Source organism: Paenibacillus cineris, assembly GCF_018333335.1.
GTDB lineage: Bacteria > Bacillota > Bacilli > Paenibacillales > Paenibacillaceae > Paenibacillus_AQ > Paenibacillus_AQ favisporus.
Genome location: NZ_BORU01000002.1, coordinates 456,354 through 474,469, shown reverse-complemented (window position 1 = coordinate 474,469; position 18,116 = coordinate 456,354). Strand labels below are relative to the sequence as shown.

The 18,116-nt window shown below is 54.3% G+C and carries 19 protein-coding genes; 7 read left to right on the top strand and 12 right to left on the bottom strand.

What is annotated here, in order from left to right; genetic code table 11:
* Window positions 1-205: 205 nt before the first annotated feature.
* The 7 genes from KI379_RS22965 to nirB all read right to left on the bottom strand — a co-directional run bounded on the left by KI379_RS22965 (window position 206) and on the right by nirB (window position 6,929).
* Window positions 206-394, bottom strand: a complete 189-nt coding sequence (locus KI379_RS22965; protein ID WP_076172805.1) for a hypothetical protein — start codon at window positions 392-394, stop codon at window positions 206-208.
* Between the two features lie 128 nt (window positions 395-522).
* Window positions 523-1,581 (bottom strand): lactonase family protein, encoded by a 1,059-nt coding sequence (locus KI379_RS22960; protein ID WP_306433700.1) that lies wholly within the window; start codon window positions 1,579-1,581, stop codon window positions 523-525.
* A gap of 215 nt (window positions 1,582-1,796) precedes the next feature.
* A complete protein-coding gene (locus KI379_RS22955) occupies window positions 1,797-2,207 on the bottom strand; it encodes a DUF4395 domain-containing protein (protein ID WP_076172803.1) in 411 nt (136 codons plus the stop codon).
* A gap of 299 nt (window positions 2,208-2,506) precedes the next feature.
* Window positions 2,507-3,274 carry a uroporphyrinogen-III C-methyltransferase gene (cobA, locus tag KI379_RS22950; protein WP_152399412.1) on the bottom strand — a complete coding sequence of 256 codons (768 nt, stop codon included), beginning with the start codon at window positions 3,272-3,274 and terminating at the stop codon, window positions 2,507-2,509.
* Window positions 3,271-4,140, bottom strand: a complete 870-nt coding sequence (locus tag KI379_RS22945) for a formate/nitrite transporter family protein (RefSeq protein WP_076172801.1) — start codon at window positions 4,138-4,140, stop codon at window positions 3,271-3,273. Before KI379_RS22945 ends, cobA begins: the two co-directional genes overlap by 4 nt.
* 23 nt (window positions 4,141-4,163) lie before the next feature.
* The gene (nirD, locus tag KI379_RS22940) at window positions 4,164-4,481 is read right to left on the bottom strand and encodes a nitrite reductase small subunit NirD (RefSeq protein WP_076172800.1); all 318 of its coding nucleotides are present in this window, start codon (window positions 4,479-4,481) and stop codon (window positions 4,164-4,166) included.
* A gap of 12 nt (window positions 4,482-4,493) precedes the next feature.
* Window positions 4,494-6,929, bottom strand: a complete 2,436-nt coding sequence (gene nirB, locus KI379_RS22935) for a nitrite reductase large subunit NirB (protein ID WP_212985002.1) — start codon at window positions 6,927-6,929, stop codon at window positions 4,494-4,496.
* Window positions 6,930-7,273: 344 nt separating this feature from the next.
* Here nirB and KI379_RS22930 point away from each other — a divergent pair, with 344 nt between their 5' ends.
* Both KI379_RS22930 and KI379_RS22925 read left to right on the top strand, forming a co-directional pair.
* Window positions 7,274-7,897, top strand: coding sequence for an ANTAR domain-containing response regulator (locus KI379_RS22930; RefSeq protein ID WP_212985001.1), 624 nt, complete (start codon window positions 7,274-7,276; stop codon window positions 7,895-7,897).
* Window positions 7,894-8,928: an anthranilate phosphoribosyltransferase gene (locus KI379_RS22925; RefSeq protein ID WP_076172797.1), complete on the top strand. Its 1,035-nt coding sequence runs from the start codon at window positions 7,894-7,896 to the stop codon at window positions 8,926-8,928. The genes KI379_RS22930 and KI379_RS22925 overlap by 4 nt, the downstream gene beginning before the upstream one ends.
* A gap of 275 nt (window positions 8,929-9,203) precedes the next feature.
* Here the strand turns inward: KI379_RS22925 and KI379_RS22920 are convergent, their stop codons facing one another.
* The 3 genes from KI379_RS22920 to KI379_RS22910 form a co-directional block, all read right to left on the bottom strand.
* The gene (locus tag KI379_RS22920) at window positions 9,204-9,482 is read right to left on the bottom strand and encodes a DUF2277 domain-containing protein (RefSeq protein ID WP_076172796.1); all 279 of its coding nucleotides are present in this window, start codon (window positions 9,480-9,482) and stop codon (window positions 9,204-9,206) included.
* Between the two features lie 116 nt (window positions 9,483-9,598).
* Window positions 9,599-10,396 carry an N-acyl homoserine lactonase family protein gene (locus KI379_RS22915; RefSeq protein WP_212985000.1) on the bottom strand — a complete coding sequence of 266 codons (798 nt, stop codon included), beginning with the start codon at window positions 10,394-10,396 and terminating at the stop codon, window positions 9,599-9,601.
* A gap of 165 nt (window positions 10,397-10,561) precedes the next feature.
* Window positions 10,562-10,999, bottom strand: coding sequence for an RrF2 family transcriptional regulator (locus KI379_RS22910; protein WP_076172795.1), 438 nt, complete (start codon window positions 10,997-10,999; stop codon window positions 10,562-10,564).
* 446 nt (window positions 11,000-11,445) lie between these two features.
* Between KI379_RS22910 and KI379_RS22905 the strand changes: the two genes are divergently transcribed.
* The gene (locus tag KI379_RS22905) at window positions 11,446-12,414 is read left to right on the top strand and encodes a putative RNA methyltransferase (protein WP_212984999.1); all 969 of its coding nucleotides are present in this window, start codon (window positions 11,446-11,448) and stop codon (window positions 12,412-12,414) included.
* Between the two features lie 101 nt (window positions 12,415-12,515).
* Here the strand turns inward: KI379_RS22905 and KI379_RS22900 are convergent, their stop codons facing one another.
* Window positions 12,516-14,147: a DUF4179 domain-containing protein gene (locus KI379_RS22900; RefSeq protein WP_212984998.1), complete on the bottom strand. Its 1,632-nt coding sequence runs from the start codon at window positions 14,145-14,147 to the stop codon at window positions 12,516-12,518.
* Window positions 14,104-14,700, bottom strand: coding sequence for an RNA polymerase sigma factor (locus KI379_RS22895; RefSeq protein WP_212984997.1), 597 nt, complete (start codon window positions 14,698-14,700; stop codon window positions 14,104-14,106). The genes KI379_RS22900 and KI379_RS22895 overlap by 44 nt, the downstream gene beginning before the upstream one ends.
* A 590-nt stretch (window positions 14,701-15,290) precedes the next feature.
* On the opposite strand from KI379_RS22895, the gene KI379_RS22890 reads away from it, so the two are divergent.
* The 4 genes from KI379_RS22890 (at window position 15,291) to KI379_RS22875 (ending at window position 18,106) form a co-directional block, all read left to right on the top strand.
* Window positions 15,291-16,016, top strand: a complete 726-nt coding sequence (locus tag KI379_RS22890; protein WP_212984996.1) for an MBL fold metallo-hydrolase — start codon at window positions 15,291-15,293, stop codon at window positions 16,014-16,016.
* A complete protein-coding gene (locus tag KI379_RS22885; protein ID WP_212984995.1) occupies window positions 16,016-16,582 on the top strand; it encodes a TetR/AcrR family transcriptional regulator in 567 nt (188 codons plus the stop codon). Before KI379_RS22890 ends, KI379_RS22885 begins: the two co-directional genes overlap by 1 nt.
* A 124-nt stretch (window positions 16,583-16,706) precedes the next feature.
* A complete protein-coding gene (locus KI379_RS22880) occupies window positions 16,707-17,225 on the top strand; it encodes a CcdC family protein (protein ID WP_089549154.1) in 519 nt (172 codons plus the stop codon).
* 449 nt (window positions 17,226-17,674) lie between these two features.
* A complete protein-coding gene (locus KI379_RS22875) occupies window positions 17,675-18,106 on the top strand; it encodes a DUF1641 domain-containing protein (protein ID WP_076172788.1) in 432 nt (143 codons plus the stop codon).
* Window positions 18,107-18,116: the final 10 nt, after the last annotated feature.

Genomic DNA, 18,116 nt, shown 5'->3' with positions numbered 1-18,116 from the left:
TCGCCAAGCAAAAAAGGACAGAGGAAAATCCGGCACAGCCTGCAGACAAAACGGTCATGAATTGACCTGTCTGCTCCTGTTCCAGAGGTTCCTCCGTCCGTACGGTGAGAACTGCAATTTGTAATTATTCCTACCTGATTAGTATGTTATATGGGTATATTGTAGTGAGCCGAAACGTACCTGTCAAACCTTTTTTTCACAAAAATCAATTTCTCTTTCTGGACCTGAACGCCAGGTTCGTGACGGTGCCGACCACCAGACTGACCAGCATTGCGGATACCGCGAGACTGGCCACAACGGCAGCATAATGGGCCGGCGGGACGATATTGATGATCCCCAGACCAAAAACGAGGACAAACACAATCGCGTAATCGAGCCATCGGAACTTCCTCATCCTATCCCCTCTCATCGCTCCGTCATATCGGAAATGTGCAATGGAGCCTAACCCCAATGTATCACAACAAAAAAACCAGGGGAACCATAAAATGGAACCCTGGTTTTGGTTGTTAAGAAATTAGCCTGCTATTCGCCCTTCACCCACTGCTGAATGCATACCGGCTTCGGCAGCTCCAGCGCAAAGCCGGTCGGGGTCAATCGCCCGGAATCCGAATCGATTTTGTACGACAGCATATTGCCTTTGTTCTGGTTTGCCGCTACAAGGTATCCCGAAATGATCGCGAAATTGCGCGGAAACTCGCCGCCCGTCGACACCCAATCCACCGGGGTCAGCTCACCGGTCGACTCGTTGATATGGAACAGGACGATGCTGTCATCTCCCCGGTTGGACCCGTACAGGAAACGCCCGCAAGGGGAAATATGGATGTCGGCGCAGAAGCTCTCCCCGGTAAAATCCGCTGGCAGCGTAGATACGTTCTGCAGCACTTTCAATTCCCCGGCCTGCCCGTTATAGGCAAACACCGTTACCGTATTGTCGAGCTCGTTAATACCGTACGCCCACTTGCCGGACGGATGAAAATCAAAGTGCCGCGGTCCCGCTCCAGGCGTCGTTTTTACTTCCCCATGGGTCACCAGCTTGCCGTCTTCCAGGCGGTAGAGCACGATTTCATCCAGCCCCAGGTCGCAGACCAGCACAAGCCGGCCTTCCGGATCCTGAAAAATCGAGTGCGGATGCGGCCCCTCCTGCCGGTCGTCCCGGATGCTGCGCCCGCTGTGCTTGACGATGGAGCTCATCTCCGCCAGCCCGCCGGTTTCGCCGATCCGGAACACATTGATATGCCCGCTGGAATAATTGGACACCATCGCAAACTGCCCGTCCCGGGTCAAGGAGACATAGCAGGGGTCCGCCCCTTCCGTCGGCATCCGGTCCAGCAGATGCAGCTCGCCGGTTTCGTTGTCGATCGAATAGGCGAAGATTTCGCCGCTTCCCGTTTCGCTCACCGCATACAGCCGGTCCCCCGCCGCGTTCAGCGTCAGATACGAGGGATTGGCAATGCCGGGCAGGCCGTTCACGACGGCCATCTCTCCGGTTTCCGTGTCGAGGGAACAGAGGAAAATCCCCTTTTCCGCCTCAGGGGCGTATGTACCTGTATAGAAGAAGCTTTTATTTTCCGGGTTCACCATTCACCACTCCTTGTCCATTCAAAAATAGGATCCTCATCTGAATTAATTATAGATTCATTTCTGTTGTTCATTCTATATATTACCCTATTTTATTCTCGGCGACTGCCTGCGGCTGATGAAGAAGAGGCGCAGCAAAAAGGCGCTCCTGCGAGCGCCTGATGGTATGGAAATGAACGGACCGGCGGGCGGCCACTTTCCCTGTATATTAAACCCGTTTATGAATGAATCCGTCTTCTCGCCTTAAACTGCTTGTATTGAAAGTACACCGTACAGCCGATGCAGTAACCGCACAGCGCTACAAATGCCGCCAGAAACAGCATCGCCGCAAAAATATACCCGAACACCGGCAGCTGTAGCGCAAAAAAGAGCAGCGACAGTGTCAGGAACAGCACGGCCAGCACATTGTTGAACCGCTGCAATTCCAGTGCCTGAGTCGGTTTGCCTTGGACACGCAGAAACGGTTTGGCCAGGAGCACGAACGCATTTTTTCCTGTTAGCAGCCCAAGCACCTGAATGATCCATAGTGCCAGCAAAATGTACGGCTGGTTGAACACGGCGGTCAGGATCACAAACAGCACGATGCCGGTCTGATTCGCTTTGACATAGGGTTCCGGAATTTCCTTCATCGGGGTTCACCGTCCTTTAAAGAAGAGATTGGGGTCTTTGACCTTACTATAGAATATTAATCCGATGAGTACAATAGGAATAAAATGCGATGTGGTTCACGTAATTAATCTTTTATAATCTAAAACGTTTACCGACTCCAATGAAAAAAGGCCCTGCGTCGCGGCAGAACCCCTCTCATCGTGAAGCTTACTTGATCTCGATTTTAAAATCCTGCAGGATTAATTCGCCGGGATAATCAGTCAGCCGCTGGTTTAGACCGGCCCCCTTTCGGTTGTCCCTTCTCAATGCTTTCCTAAAGTTACCCGATCCGCTCCTCTGCCTCCTCGGCCAGGCGGAGCAGCTGCTCCCGCACATGCACCACCTCGCCGAAAATGAGCAAGGCCGGGTTTTTGACGTGCATGAGGGAAGCCAGCTTGTGGATGCTGCCCACCGTGCCGGTAATGACCCGCTCCTGCTCGCTCGTCCCCTGCTCGACGATCGCAGCCGGGGCCGAATGCGGCCGGCCGTGAGCGATCAGCTCGCGGCAGATATCGGCCATGCCGGCGACACCCATGTACACGACCAGGGTGTCGACGCCCTGGGCGAGCAGGTCCCAGCGGGGACCCTGCTCTCGGCCGGCACTGCTCGAGCCGCTGACGAAGGCGACCGAGGCGCTCCGCCCGCGGTGGGTCAGCGGGATACCCGCCGACGAGGCGGCGCCGATCGCCGAGGTCACGCCCGGCACGAACTCGAACGGGATGCCGCGCAGCGCCATCTCCTGCGCCTCTTCGCCGCCGCGGCCGAAGATCAGCGGATCGCCGCCTTTCAGCCGCACGACCTGTTTGCCCTTCATGGCGAACGCGGCGAGCTGCTCATGGATTTCCGCCTGCGGCACCGCATGCTGTCCCGGCGCCTTGCCGACATAGACGAGCGCCGCGCCTTTCTTCGCATACCCAAGCAGTTCCTTGTTCACCAGGCGGTCATACAAGATGACATCCGCCTCCTGGATCCGCCGGAGCGCCTTTACCGTAATGAGCTCCGGATCACCGGGACCGGCGCCGACGATAGACACCATGCCAGGCTTCATCGGCCGCGTTCGGCAGACACAGCCGCCGCCTCCATGGAGCCGCGGGCTCCGGCCGATCCGATCGCTCCGGATTTACTTCTGCCAAACCCGCGGATGGACACGTAATACGCTACGCCCGTAAACAAAGCGCCGCCAATGAAGTTGCCGATCAGCACAGGGATCTGGTTCCACAGCCACCAATCGGCAAAGCTGACGTTGGCGCCCAGCATCATCCCGGCCGGAATGACGAACATATTGACGACGGCGTGCTCGAATCCTTGGCCGAAGAAGATGAGGATCGGCAGCCACATCGCAGCGATTTTGCCAGCGGTGGACTTGGACGTGAACGCCATGACCACGCCCAGCGTCACCATCCAGTTGCACAGCATCGCCTTGATCACGACCAGCAGCAGGCCTTCGCCGCCGAGCTCCTTATAGGCCAGCGTCTTTGCTTCGCTCGTCTTGATGATCGTCTGGACAAGCGGGCTGCTCATGTCGTGCCCCATTTTGGTAATGGTCAGGCCGTACAGCACCGCATAGACCAGGCAGCCGATCACATGGCCGAGGATGACCCAGCCATAATTGCCGAGCATAGAGCGGACCGAGGCCTTTTTCTGCAGCACCGCCAGCGGAATGAGCGCAAAGCTCCCCGTCACCAGCTCCAGCCCGAGCAGCACGATAATCACAAAGCCTACGGGAAAAATAAGCGCACCGGCCATCGGAATATTCGTTTGGGATGAAGCGGTAAAGGCCAGCGTCGTGGCACAGGCCAGAATCGCCCCCGCGAGCATGCTGCGCACCAGCATTTGCCCCGGACTCAGCTTTGCTTTGTTCGCGCCTCCCTCAATCATGTCATTTAGAACCTCGCCTGGTTTTACGTAATCCATCGGCTGCTCCTCCTCCCTCTCGCTTAAGATTCCGTCAGGCAATAAATTGCCCCGCTTACCGGATCCACCTCAACCTCATAGGTGCTGACCTTGCCGGTATCCGGCTCCTGCACGCAACCGCTGCGCAGGTCGATTTTCCAGTCGTGCAGCGGACAATGCACATCCTTGCCGCACACCATGCCCTCGGAGAGCTTTCCTCCTTTGTGCGGGCACTTGTTCTCCACCGCCAAAATATCCCCGTCGCTTAAGCGGAACAAGGCAATCTCCGTTCCCTCCAGCACTACCGTTCGCGATCCTTTCGGATCGATTTCCGCTATATTTCCGATCAGATGTTTAACCATCCCGTTTCCCCCTTAGTTCTTCACAGGCTCTGCATTCGGCAGAGGTTCAAAGTTTTTGCGGAGTTCCTTGTCGGACAAAATCTCCTTCCACGGATCCTTCTGCGTGCTGAGCGCCAGCTTCAGCCGCGCATGGAGAGCCTCGCGGTCTTTCTTCTTCTCCAGCGCCTTCTTCACGCTGTCCAGCCCGACCCGCTCAATCCAGACCGAAGTCCGTTCATTCCACTGCGCATGCTCGCGGTAATACTGAATAAAGGCACTCGCCCATTCGACCACTTCATCCTCCGTCTTCACGACGCAGAGCAGTTCGGTTGCCCGCACATGCACGCCGCCGTTGCCGCCGACATGAAGCTCCCAGCCGCCATCGATGGCGACCACGCCGAAATCCTTAATCGTCGCTTCCGCGCAGTTCCGCGGACATCCCGATACGGCCAGCTTCACCTTGGCCGGTGTACTCAGACGTTCCAGCTCTTTTTCAAGCCGGATGCCCATGCCGATGGAGTCCTGGGTACCGAACCGGCAAAAGGTGGAACCGACGCAGGTTTTGACCGTGCGGAGCGCTTTGCCGTACGCATAACCGGAAGGCATGTCGAGCTCCTCCCACATTTTCGGGAGATCCTCCTTTTTAACGCCAAGCAGATCGATCCGCTGCCCGCCGGTGATCTTGACCATCGGCACGTCGAATTTCTCGGCAACCTCGGCGATTTTCTTCAGCTCGGACGGAGAAGTGACGCCGCCGTAAATCCGCGGCACTACGGAATAGGTTCCGTCCTTCTGAATGTTCCCGTGGTATCTCTCGTTGGTGAACCGGGATTCTTTTTCATCCTTATAAGACTCGGGGAACAACATGCCCAAATAGTAGTTCAGCGACGGACGGCATTTGGAGCAGCCTTCGGGATTGTTCCAGCCCAGCACATTCATCACTTCTTTGATGGACTTCAGTCCCATCCGGGAGATTTCCGCGACGATTTCGTCCCGGTTCAGCGTCGTGCAGCCGCATATGCCTTCTTTGACCGGCTCTCCTGCCACATCACCCGCATAGAGCTGAACCAGTCCCTCTACGAGCGGCTTGCAGCCGCCGCAGGATCCGGACGCTTTGGTGCAAGCCTTGACCGACGACACGGTCGTGCAGTTTTTGTTCAGGATCGCGTCCTTGATCGTCTCTTTGGTGACGCCGTTGCAGCCGCAGATGATCTCGTCATCCGGCAGACTGGCCAGCCGTTCTTCCGGCGATACGGAAGCTCCCGCGCCGACAGCGAAGCCGAGCAGCAGCTCCTTTTCCCGGCCCTTGACCGATTCCCGGCTCTTCATCAGCGAGAACAGCTTGGAGCCGTCGCCCGTGTCCCCGAACAAAACGGCGCCGACGAGCCGGTCGTCGTGGATGACGATCTTTTTATACACACCCTCCACTTCATCTTGGTAGCGCAACGCCCTGGTGCCCTCCGGCTCGGCAAAATGCCCCGCGGAGAATACATCTACGCCCGACACCTTCAATTTGGTGGAAGTCACGGAGCCGGCATAACCAGCGGTATCGACGCCCGCAAGCCGTTTGGCGAGCACCGCCCCTTGTTCATACAGGGGGGCGACCAGTCCGTAGGCGATGCCCCGGTGCTCCGCGCACTCGCCGACGGCATAGATGCCGGGAATGTTCGTTTCCATATAATCGTTGACGACGATGCCCCGGTTGACCTCAATTCCGGCGGACTTCGCCAAGGCCACATTCGGCCGGATGCCGACCGCCATGACGATCAAATCGGCGTCGACCCGGGTGCCGTCGGTGAAGCGAAGCTCCTTGACCCGCTTGCGCCCCATAATGGACTCGGAATGTTTGCTCAGCAGAAACGTCATCCCTTGGGCTTCCAACTCCCGCTGCAGCATCCGCGATGCGGTTTCGTCCAGCTGACGCTCCATTAAATAAGGATGGATATGGACGACCGAGACGTCCATGCCGAGGTGCAGCAGCCCTCTCGCCGCTTCGAGTCCCAGCAGTCCGCCGCCGATGACCACAGCTTTTTTGTGCTTCTTGGACGTCTCCATCATCATTTCGCAGTCCTTGATATCCCGGAAGGCGATGACCCCTTCCTTATCTGCGCCCGGAAGCGGGAGCATGAACGGATTGGAGCCCGTCGCCATAATCAGCACGTCATATTTCGCCTCTGCACCTTGATCGGAGTAAACGACGCGGTTTTTCGTATCGATTCGGGTCACCATGTGCCCGGCATATAGTTGAATCCGGTTCTCTTTGTACCAGTCCCAGTCGTTGATCACAATTTCCTGAATATCCGCACCGCCCGCAAGGACCGATGACAGCATGATCCGATTGTAGTTGGGATAAGGCTCCGCCCCGAAAATCGTGATTTCGTACGCATCCGGCGCCAGCTTCAGCAGATGCTCCAGCGCCCTTACCCCCGCCATCCCGTTACCGACCATGACCAGCTTTTTCGTCGCCATGTCTCTTCCGCTCCCCTCAATAGTCCAATCTTCTGAATCTTGTACCAAAAACCAGAAAAGCCCGCCTTCAGGCCCCGGACAGAGTGGACACACTCTGGTTCAGGAGTCGAAAGCAGGCTTCATTGCCGCTATAAAGGATACACCGTTGTATCCGGCTGTTATCAAGTTCTTGATGGAAATATACACTACCTCGCGAATGTTTGTCAACATATTTAACATGAGAAAACCATTTCGATTTGGTTATCGACATGTCACCTTGTTTTATGTTATATAAATTAACATACAAATCTGTTGCACTCATCTTAAACTCTGACTGGACTGAATTAAGAAGGGAGCGTCTATGCATGCGTTCATTGCTGGTTATCCACCGCCAGACCCCTCCTTCAGAGCGAAGTGATTCAGATAGCAGGACGCTTCTGCCGGAGTACATCCTTCGTTCCTACGGGTACCAAGTCCATCTAGCGCGCAATGAGGAGCAGGCGATCGCCGGAATCGGAGATGCGGACGGTGCGGTGCTTCACCTTCCGGTTTCCGAGATCAAGGCTTGGTGCGGCAAGCTCGAGAAACACAAACAAACGCCAGTTCTTTGGTGGTGCAGCGATACGGCCGCTTCCATGTCCCTCGAGGCATGTGAGGATGATGTTATTATTGACGGGCTTTTATTTCCGACCATGAAAGCGCACGAGCTGCATTGGTCGCTGCATTTCAGCTCCGCCCACTTTTATGAGCGGCAGCAGTGGAAGAACGAGCGCAAGCAGCTTCTCGCCCGCATTGAGGAACGAAAGTGGATCGATATGGCCAAGGGGATTCTGTGCGAACTCAAAAATATATCGGAATCCGAAGCCTATGACGTCCTGCGCAAGCAGGCGATGAATGAACGAAAACGGATGGTGGACGTCGCGACCTCCATCGTCAAGCTGTATCAGCTGCTTCAGGAATCCGGTACGGGAGGTGCCAAGAAATCATGATCCATTTATTAAAAGAAGTCGGCCGGGGCAAGCGGGGCGCCCGTGACCTGACCTATGAGGAAGCCCTCCAGGCGGCTGAAGCGATCCTCGGTTTAACGGCCTCGCCCGCCCAGATCGGGGCGTTTTTTATCGCCGAACGCATCAAAATGGAAAGCGTAGAAGAGCTGGAAGCCTTCGTGTCGGTCCTGCGCAAACACGCCGCCCGTTCGGACCTTCCGCAGGGCATCGACTGCGCCGGCCCGTATGATGGGCGAAAATCGTCCTTTATGTCCACGATTGCCACATCGTTTGTGCTGGCTGCCGCCGGGCTGCCTGTCACCCTGCACGGGTCGGCGTCCCTTCCGCCGAAGTGGGGGATGACGCTGGCCGATGTTTTTGCCGCAATGGGTATTTCCGATCCGTCGCTGTCCAGGGAGCTGTGCCTGGAAGCAGCGCGCCAGACGGGCGTACTGTACGCCCATGCCGAGACTTGGTGTCCGCCGCTGGCGAAGCTTCGCCCCATTCGCGAGGAGCTTGGCATGCGGACCGTGCTTAACACGGCCGAGAAGTTTGCGGATTACGGGCACTCCCCTTTCTTAACATTCGGGGTGTACCATAACACGGTCTTTGACCGGCTCGGCCGGCTCATCATGAACCTTGGCTATGAGCGGGCCATGATTATCCAGGGAAGCGAAGGCTCGGATGAGCTGTATATCCACCGCCCGACCCGGACCTACCGGATCGAACACGGGGAGGCTTCGCTTCAGATCATCGATCCGGAGAGCTTTGGCCTGGATACGCCGCTGCCGGAGGTCGACTGGACGCCGGCCGAGCAGGCGGCGGTCACCGGCCAGGTGCTGCAGGGCAAGGGCAATATGGCTTTTATGTATCAGGTGCTGCTGAACGCGGCAGTGCGCCTGCATCTGGCGGATCGGGTGCAGTCTGTTGAGGAAGGCCTGTATACGGGCAAGGCGCTGCTGGAATCCGGCAAGCCGCGGGAGCTGTACGAAAAGTGGCAGGCGGTGCTCAAAAACCAGCCGTTAACGGTCTGAATCCCTGTCTTCCTGCTGTCGGTAGAGGAAGAACAAAGAACGTCCCGGAAAATTCCGGGGCGTTCTTCGGTTTGTCTACAGTTTGTCTTTGGTTTGTCTAGTCTTCGGTGCGGCGTCGGTCTACATGGCGGGCTCACTTTGCTTTAGCCAAGGCCGGTTGCTCAGACCATGAGCTTTGGCGTAACCTATGGCTTCTTCAATCCAGCCTGGTCCAAGCATGCGCGCCCATTAGCTGACTACCGCCGCCTAAGACTCGCACTGCCGAACCCCGCCGCTTACGCCTCTGCCGTTCCGAACCGCTTGGCTGACCGCTCTTTCGCCTTCTGAGCCTCGATCTCGCGGTCACGGGGACTGGAGTTTGTAACCAGGGAGTCCAGCAGCTTCCTGGATGCCGCGGCGACCTCCGCTATCGCCAGATTAAAAGCTTCCTCATTCGCCTTCGACGGGCTCTGGAAGCCTGACAGCTTGCGCACATACTGCAGGGATGCAGCCTGAATCTCTTCATCGGTAGCCGGCGGATCAAAATTAAACAGCGTTTTGATATTTCTGCACATAGCCCTTCTCCTTTGGAATGTTTTTCGAATGCGTTTTATGTCCAATATAACGCACCCGCTGCCGTTTTCCAAGAAAAGGGATACGCTCTCCTGCATCAAGCCTGTTTCCCGGACATTTAAAACCGCATAGGAATCGGCTTCGCCTCATGATGGGCCAGCGCCGCAACGCAGTCCTCTCTCCCGGCGAATTCCCGCACCCACTGAAGCGATTTCATCGCCTGATCCGGATCCGACGTAATCCCCGGCAGAATCATCTCCTGCCAGGATCTTTCCGCATACCCGGCATCGGAAGCCAGGAGCAGCCATCCTTTCTCTACTTTGGCCAAAATAGACAAATGTCCTGGCGTATGTCCCGGGGTATGAACCAGATACAGCGAGCCGTCGCCGAATACATCCAGACCCGCTTGATACGGGCCGTAGGGAATCGGCTCGAGAGCAAACGGCGTTACAAACACTTCCCGGTGCCATGCCTCCTGGCTCACGGCCGCAAACTCCCACTCCGGCTGGCTGACAAGAAAACGACCCGCCCCCTTCAGCAGCTCAAGGCCGCTGATATGATCAACATCCAGATGGCTGATGACAACAAGGTCAATATCTTTCGGGGTAAGCCCGCGCGCCTGCAGCTGTTCCCTGACAGAGCTGCCGGCAGGCAAATCGTATTCGATGAACTGCCATAAATCGCTGCCCAGGTGCTGTTCCGGCCGGGTTCGTATATCCTCATGCCATCCGGCATCGACGACAACGCGCCGTCCACTGGGATGCTCAATCAAATAGCTGGACAGCGGAACTTCGGACTGGAAGGATTCGCCCCGCTGATTCACCGGAGGTATGCTGTCCAATTCCTTAAATGCGAGCGAGCGGTCATATTTCAATCGGCCTGTATGCAGCACCTCTACCTTAACAAAATCGTTCATCATCATTCGCCTCCTAGATCGGTTAACAGCATTATGCAGCGTTCCCTTCATTTCGTGAAGACGGCACTTTTTAGTGATATACGAACCCGAAGGTTCGTGCTGTACTCCGTAACAGCACAAAAAAGCCCGGCTTACGCCGGACTTCATGTCGTTCCATTCTGTTCATCACGTGGGGTTTGCCGCGCTGCCCGCTTCCTCGATCTGCTTAATGACATCCGTCAGCGTAATGCCATCCAGATACCGCTCCAGCGCAGCTTCTCCGCCGCTGTATATCTGATCCATAATTCCCTCGATATTGGAAGCCACTTCGCAAGGCAGCTCCTCTCCGCCTGAACACCAGCTCGGCTTCAAGGATCCTCTTGCAAGCAGACGGTACAAATCACCCAATGTGACCTTCTCGGTGCCCGGATTCAGCAAATAGCCCCCGCCGACACCTTCCTTGGTCGTTACATACCCCTGTTTGCGCAGCAGTCCAAGCACTTTCCGAATCCGTGCCGGATGCGTGCAGACACTCTTGGCAATCTCTTCACTGTTAGCCATTCGTTCTTCTTTCAAGCTAAGAAGGGTTAAACAATGGACGGCAATGTTGAACTCACTATTCATTTTCGCTCCCCCTTATTACTGTAATTATATAGTTTACAGTTGCTTGTGTCAACCGGATTGCCAGGGTTTGGAACGTTTTCCGCTGAAAAATAAATAAAGGACGTTAACGAGACTCCCGGGGCTGCTTTTCCTCGGGACCAGTATGCTTAGTTTGACTTAATTCCCCTTGGATTAAACCTCCTCTCCTGATAGATCCAGCGATCGTTTTCCCGGCTCTGAAAAGTTTGTTATACTAGAGCGGGATCCTGTCCTTTAGCTCTAAGGCTCCAGGCTCCCTAAATCCTGCGTGAAAGAGGTTGTGTAAACCATGATCATTCAGTTTATTCGTTACCGTTAATGTAAGGTACAGATAACAAAAGCCCCGTTTTTTAAAAAAATACTGACGAGGGTTTATTTGTCTGTGCCTTTTTCATTCAAACGGAATACGAATGAATGGGGTGTTTTTGGTGCACAACGCTAAATTAACCGTGCTCGCCGGACTGATATCCCGGCATGAGCACCTGTTTCGCTGCCCAATCTGCTCCCGCCCATTGAAAATGGACGGATCTCGCAGCATGATTTGCGGCAGTCGGCATTGTTTTGACTTGTCCAAGGACGGTTACATCAACTTGATTCCGCACGCCGTGCGGTCCAAATATAACAAAGACCTGTTTACTTCACGGCGGGAAACCAGCCGCCACGGCTTGTTTGACCCGCTGATCGATGCGATTCGCAACAAAATTGAGGATACGGCGCCTTCTCGATCGAGGGAATTACGCATTTTGGATGCGGGATGCGGCGAGGGCTCCCATTTGGCGGCGATTCTGTCTGCCCTGCAGAAGCCGGATGCTCCAGATATCCTGGGCGTGGGTGTGGATATCGCCAAAGAAGGGATTCGCCTGGCCGCCAAATCGGGCGTACCGGCGATCTGGTGTGCGGCCGACCTGGCCGGCAGCCCGTTTGCCGACCGGCAGTTCGACGTCATTCTGAACATCTTGTCTCCGGCAAACTACCAGGAGTTCCAGCGCCTACTCCGGCATGATGGCCTGGTGATCAAAGTCATCCCAGGGAGCCGATATCTGCAGGAAATCCGAGCCTTGTTCCAAGGTGAGGCTGCAAACCAGCCATCTCCTGCCAAGGGACTTGCCGACGGACGCACTATCGACCGCCCATCTCCTGCTGGCGACAGCACTACCCCACGGCCCGTTCCTGCCACTGGACGTACCGCCGAGTTGTTCGGCAGGAATTTTGCCAGCGTGGATGTTCAGCATGTGGAATACAACATGCTCGTTGCCGGGGAAGCCTTGGAGCATCTTCTCCGTATGACCCCGCTCTCCTGGGGCGTGCCGGAAGAAGCGATTCAGCAGGCTGCCGGGCAAGGCCCCCTGCGCGTCACCTTTGATTATGAAATTTTATGTGGCCGTTTGAACGAATAAGTGATCGGTCTTATCGACATCAAAGCCCCTATCGGCCATCAGCGGCCGGTAGGGGCTTTTTTCATACAAAGCTTCGGTTATGGAGGAGGGCTGGGAGATCGTCATGGAGCTTCCCAATAATCCTCCGGATTCACGTTTTCCAGCCCCTTGATGGGCTCGCCTTTCGGCAGGTCGAAGGACCAGTTGACGTTGGTGTACCACTTGTCGGTGACCTTGCGGATGAGGGTCGCTTTTTCGGGAAGGGTTGTTAAGCCTTCGACGGTGAGGTCGCCGTTGACATCCTGGATATCGGCAAATCCTCCATATGAGCCCCTAAAAGTTGCGGGAAATTCTTTGCCTGACTCTTCGTCTCTCATCACCCATTCGTCATGGGAAAGCATGTTTCTGTACTTCCCGTTTACCCGTAGCAAACCAGCAGTTTCTTCCTGTAGCGAGCTTGGATCCTGGCCAATTTTCATGCTGCTGATGATTAATGAATCCCCTTGGCCTTTAAATTCGGCTGGCTTCGAAGACAATTCAAGAGGATGAAATTGCACGGAATCGTCGCTCATCACTGGAATGGAATACCCGTCCAAAACAAACCTTACCTTCTCGCGGTCATAGGGAAGGTACTTAAATGTGTAGAACCAGTGATGCTCATCTCCAACCAGATTATGTTGTTGGGCAATCAACGTTTCTATTTGAGGTCTCCTAATGTTATTGACGCTTGAAAAGTCAGTTCCATCCTCGTCCTCAAAATGGTACATGAGAAGCATATTCTCCAAACCTGACTCCGGGACCTGCTTAGCCAACTTCCCATCTAATGAAGTAGATAGCTCCAGCCGTACAGCACTTGGCGTTCGTACCAGCCGTTCCATCTTAACGTGTAATCCATCTGGTGTAGTATACTGCTGATCTAATTGCGTTACTTTGGTCAGTTCATTTGCTTTTTTCATATCCAGGGAAAATTTGAAGCTCCAATTCCCCTTAACGATCTTGTGTGAAAATATTTCCTGACCAATCTGGTTAACATTTCCCTCCACGATGAGTTTATCCGATTTAACTCCACTTGGAAGAAGCGACGTAACATTCTCAACCGCGTCGGATCCTCCTAAAGATAGAAGTTCAGTCAATACCTTGCCTTCGGTATCCTTAACTGTAACTTGGCTCCAATCCACCTTGTTTACCACCGGCTTCCCATTCGGGTCGGTAATTTTAACTCCCATCATAATCCGGGCCGCATCCACAACAACTTCATTAATTTCTAATGTATATCCTTTATCCTTTACTTTGATATGCGGATTCTGGACAAGCCCAAGCTGCCTGGCATCCAACAATCCAGTGTCGGAGGCAGCATTATCCCTCGCAAAAATCGACCTCACCCAATCCGCTATCGAAGGCTGAGCGTAAACCGTGAGTGCGGCAGCGACGATCAGTATGCAGACTGCGGCCAGAGCGGCCCGGCGAATGAACGGAGAACGTCTCTTTTCTCTCAACAAAATCGTGTCCGGCTCGTTCTCCTCAGCTGCAGGCTCAATTGGGACATCAGCCAGGGAAGCCATCACCTGCCGGGTGAAATCATCCGTCAACCGCTCAGGGTACAGCGCTTGGCTCCAGGCTTCCTGCTCCTGTCGGACTTCTGCCATCAATGCCTGACAGCGAGAGCAGTTCTGCACATGGATATTTAAGCCAGCCCCAGCATACGCTTCTTCAAGAATGAATTCTTCCATCTGAGCACGATTCAAGCATTTCACGGCTGATCCCCTCCTTTCCCTTCAGCTTTTTTTGCAGCTGCTTTCTGGCCCGGTGCAGCCGGTTGCGAACCTGATCCACCGTCATGCCCGTGACGCTGCCGATTTCGTCGTAGCTCAGCTCGTTTGTGTACCGCAGCAAAAACACCAGACGGTATTGTTCAGGCAGCTCCCGAACTAACTGCAAAGCCTCCTGCCGAGTTTCCTTGCGAAGGAGGGCCCTCTCGGGCGTGTTCTCATCCCGTACCGCCTGGTACGCTTCTTCCTCCGGGGCCTGCGGAAACGACTTCCGCCGTCCCGCATCCCGCAGCACATTCACCGCGATCGTATACAGCCAGGACGCAAAGCTCGATTCCAGGCGGTAACTGGCCAGCTTGCGGTACGCTTTGACAAAAGCCTCCTGCGTATAATCCTGGGCATCCTGATGACCCGCCCCCATACTGCGGAGCAGACCGTATATTTTGTTTTTATGCGCATCGACCAGCTCGGCAAAGACCTCCTTACGCCCCGCCAACACCTGCTCGATCAGCATGCTTTCCCGTTTCGGGTCTATCATGACGATCCTCCCTGCTTTAATAGCCATCTGAATCTATAAACGGCATATGAGGACAAAGTCTCTCACTTTCTGGAAAAAACATCTGTTAATCGGTCGAACAGATGCCAAAGCGGATTGTCCCAACTCTCCCCGACTACCCGATCAGGCGCAAAAAAGTCCGCCACACTGAACATCACAGCGGCGGACTCGAGAGGGATTTTCGGAGTCAAAATCCCCAAAAACACAAAAAAATGAGCCCTTCAGCGAAGGAGCTCCAAATCAGATTAGACATATGAAAGGGTTTACAATAGGTATTATAGTATAAATCTCCCTGATTGAAAACGCTTTTTTATCCTTTAATTTCATTTTATCTCATGCGTACTGTGTATCATATATCACTATACCTCATGTCTCGTCTTACCTTCATGTCCTCGTATCCTCATGTCCTAGATTTCACATGTTTCTCAGTACATGTTTCTCAGTACATGTTTTTCGCCACACATTTACCAAGTTTTTTCACATGTCCGCCAATTATTTTTAAATTGGGTATTGCCAAAACTAATGGCATTAGTTATTATACTAATATTATTAGTCTCGAGGAGGAGTTATCCATGAAAATGACGACCGTTCAGCAAGTAACCCAGGTTACTTTTATGCCCCGCTTGTTCCCCGTTAATGTGTATTTGATTGAAGAAGAAGACGGGTTGACCCTAATCGATGCCGGCATGCCTTTTAGCATAAAAGGCATCCAGCAAGCCGCCGCCCGCCTAGGCAAACCGATCGTAAGAATCGTTCTTACTCATGCACATGGTGATCATATCGGGGCATTCGACCTGCTGAAGGCGGCTCTTCCTCAAGTGACGACTTATATTTCCCGCCGCGACAGCCGCCTCCTTGCAGGCAGCAAGGAACTCGAGCCCGGCGAGCCGCAGGAGCAGGTCCGCGGAGACATCCCTGCCCCGGGCAAGGTCACCACGAAGCCAGACGTGCTGCTGGAAGACGGAGACCGCATCGGGTCGCTGCTGGCCGTCGCCTCCCCCGGGCACACGCCGGGACATATGGCGTTCTACGACACGCGCAGCGGCGTCCTCATCGCGGGCGACGCCTTCCAGACCCGCGCGGCCCTGGCCGTATCGGGCCATATGCAGCCGCTGTTCCCTTTCCCGGCAATGGCCACCTGGAGCAAGGCGACCTCCATCGCCAGCGCCAAACGACTCGCCGGTCTGAATCCGACCTGGCTGGCGGTCGGCCACGGCAAAATGATTCCGCAGCCGACCGATAAGATGGCTGTCGCCATTTCCCGGGCCGAGGAGGCCCTGAAGAAGGGGGCGGTCTAATGGTGCGCCGCATGGGGCTTGACCGCGAAACCCTGCTGATTGCCGCGGCAGAGCTAGCCGATGAGGCCGGATTGGATAACCTGACGCTGTCTGCACTGGCCCAGAAGCTTGGGGTCCGCTCCCCTTCCCTGTATAACCACGTGAACGGACTGCCGGACCTGCGCAGCGCGCTTGCCGCCTACTGCATGCAGCGTCTCGTCGATTTGATGCGCGATGCGGTCATCGGCAAATCGGGCGAGGAAGCGATTCTGAGCTTGAGCACAAGCTATTTGACATTTGCCCGCCAGCGCCCCGGCCTCTATGAGGCCTTTTACAAAATCGAAGCGTCGGATTCCCCGGAAACCGCAAAGCTGGGTGAGCAGCTGTTGAGCCTCTTTATCCGGGTTCTTGAACCCTACGGTCTCGGGGAGGAGAACACATTGCATACGATCCGCGGTCTGCGGAGCCTCCTGCACGGCTTTGCCTCCCTGGAACAGAATAACGGCTTCCAGATGAAGCTGGATTTTGACGAGAGCCTGCATTTTGTTATGAGAGCCTTTCTGAAAGGGCTGGAATCCGGCGCATAACCGCCCGGCAGGCTTGCCCTCTAGGCCCGTTAAAGATGTCATATGACGTTCAAGTTTACTTCTCTATTTGTGTGATATACTATTAGATGTGATAAATTATATTGACAAGAGGGGAGTCCTTGACGTGCCTCATATCAGTCCCTTGTATTTGCAAATTGGAACGACCGTGGGGACGTTGGTTTTGGCCCTGATGACCATATTCATCCGTCTCAAGGCGAGCCACAGACCCGTTACGATAAAGAAAATACTAATTCCGCCGATGGGCATGGCGACCGGTTTCCTGATGTTCGTCGCCCCGGCTGTGAGAATCCCGCTGTGGTGGGCGCTCATCGCCTTTTTAGTCGGCTGGTTCCTGTTCTCCTATCCGCTGATACGCAGCACCAAATTTGAAGTAAGCGGAGGACAGGTCTTTGCACAGCGCTCCAAGAGCTTTATCATTATCCTCTTCGCCCTGCTGGCCGTCCGCATGCTGCTGCACCAGGTGATTGAGGAATATGTATCGATTCCGCAGACCGGCGCCCTGTTCTTCATTCTGGCCTTTGGCATGATCCTCCGCTGGCGGATTTTCATGCTGAGACAGTACCGGAAGTTTGCGCCCGCTGCCGTAGATTCGGTATCCGATCCCTTAAATCCGGCGGAATGATCCCATGATCGATACTAAGCCAAATAACGTCTTCCACGCAGGGTTTCCTGCCCGGGGCAAACGATAAGCCAATTTCCTTAAGATAAGGAGATTGGCTTTTTTGATATCAGAAGATTTCCTCAAAAAATAAACCCGCCAATGCATAGCGCCAGGCCGTTTGGAAAATGCTTAAAACGAATGAAATAAGCGGGTCCGCCGCGCCGGACGCCCGGCCTGAAAGCTCTTTTCCAATCGATGGCGGCGATACCATGTATATTTTTTCACATTTCTTTCGTAAAGTGGTCCTTTTTACGATCATTTATGTTAACATTAGGAGGACGATAGTGACTAGGCCTTTTCGGACGGAAAAGGTCTTGTGGCTTGTAGATACTCCTTCGAAGGGAGTCTATGAGCTCCTTTTCATTATAAAAATACTTAAGCACAACTGCTTACGCAAAGGAGAAATGGACATGTCAGAAGCAATTTCTGAACAAGAGACACAAAACGTGTCTGTCGGCAAGGAACAAAACGACGTGCTGGACCAGCTGCTCAAACCTGAGGTGCAGGAATCCCTTACGATTCTGGTCGACCAGCTTCCAAAGCTGACTGAGCTTGTGAATCTATTGACAAAGTCTTATGACTTCGCTCAAACCGTCGCTACCGACAAAGTGCTGAAGAGCGACACTGTCGGCGCGATCACCGAAATTGTGGAGCCTGTGAAGCATTCGGTGAAGAACATCGCCGCTACTGTCATCGAAGCGAAAGACCGCGCTGAAGACAGCAACGAAGTGATCGGTCTTTTTGGTCTGCTTAAAATGCTGAAGGATCCGCAAGCTCAAAAAATCTTCCGGTTCCTGAACGCTTACCTTCAAATTTCTGCGGAAAAAGCAAAACAACAATAATCTTTTATAC

What these genes read in the sequence shown, in the direction of transcription:
- KI379_RS22960 (WP_306433700.1), bottom strand. Translation starts at nt 1,581, where the DNA reads ATGGTGAACCCGGAAAATAAAAGCTTCTTCTATACAGGTACATACGCC.
- KI379_RS22875 (WP_076172788.1), top strand. Translation starts at nt 17,675, where the DNA reads ATGTCAGAAGCAATTTCTGAACAAGAGACACAAAACGTGTCTGTCGGC.
- KI379_RS22915 (WP_212985000.1), bottom strand. Translation starts at nt 10,396, where the DNA reads ATGAACGATTTTGTTAAGGTAGAGGTGCTGCATACAGGCCGATTGAAA.
- nirB (WP_212985002.1), bottom strand. Translation starts at nt 6,929, where the DNA reads ATGGCGACGAAAAAGCTGGTCATGGTCGGTAACGGGATGGCGGGGGTA.
- KI379_RS22965 (WP_076172805.1), bottom strand. Translation starts at nt 394, where the DNA reads ATGAGGAAGTTCCGATGGCTCGATTACGCGATTGTGTTTGTCCTCGTT.
- KI379_RS22920 (WP_076172796.1), bottom strand. Translation starts at nt 9,482, where the DNA reads ATGTGCAGAAATATCAAAACGCTGTTTAATTTTGATCCGCCGGCTACC.
- KI379_RS22895 (WP_212984997.1), bottom strand. Translation starts at nt 14,700, where the DNA reads ATGATAGACCCGAAACGGGAAAGCATGCTGATCGAGCAGGTGTTGGCG.
- KI379_RS22930 (WP_212985001.1), top strand. Translation starts at nt 7,274, where the DNA reads ATGCGTTCATTGCTGGTTATCCACCGCCAGACCCCTCCTTCAGAGCGA.
- KI379_RS22925 (WP_076172797.1), top strand. Translation starts at nt 7,894, where the DNA reads ATGATCCATTTATTAAAAGAAGTCGGCCGGGGCAAGCGGGGCGCCCGT.
- KI379_RS22890 (WP_212984996.1), top strand. Translation starts at nt 15,291, where the DNA reads ATGAAAATGACGACCGTTCAGCAAGTAACCCAGGTTACTTTTATGCCC.
- cobA (WP_152399412.1), bottom strand. Translation starts at nt 3,274, where the DNA reads ATGAAGCCTGGCATGGTGTCTATCGTCGGCGCCGGTCCCGGTGATCCG.
- KI379_RS22955 (WP_076172803.1), bottom strand. Translation starts at nt 2,207, where the DNA reads ATGAAGGAAATTCCGGAACCCTATGTCAAAGCGAATCAGACCGGCATC.
- nirD (WP_076172800.1), bottom strand. Translation starts at nt 4,481, where the DNA reads ATGGTTAAACATCTGATCGGAAATATAGCGGAAATCGATCCGAAAGGA.
- KI379_RS22945 (WP_076172801.1), bottom strand. Translation starts at nt 4,140, where the DNA reads ATGGATTACGTAAAACCAGGCGAGGTTCTAAATGACATGATTGAGGGA.
- KI379_RS22885 (WP_212984995.1), top strand. Translation starts at nt 16,016, where the DNA reads ATGGTGCGCCGCATGGGGCTTGACCGCGAAACCCTGCTGATTGCCGCG.
- KI379_RS22910 (WP_076172795.1), bottom strand. Translation starts at nt 10,999, where the DNA reads ATGAATAGTGAGTTCAACATTGCCGTCCATTGTTTAACCCTTCTTAGC.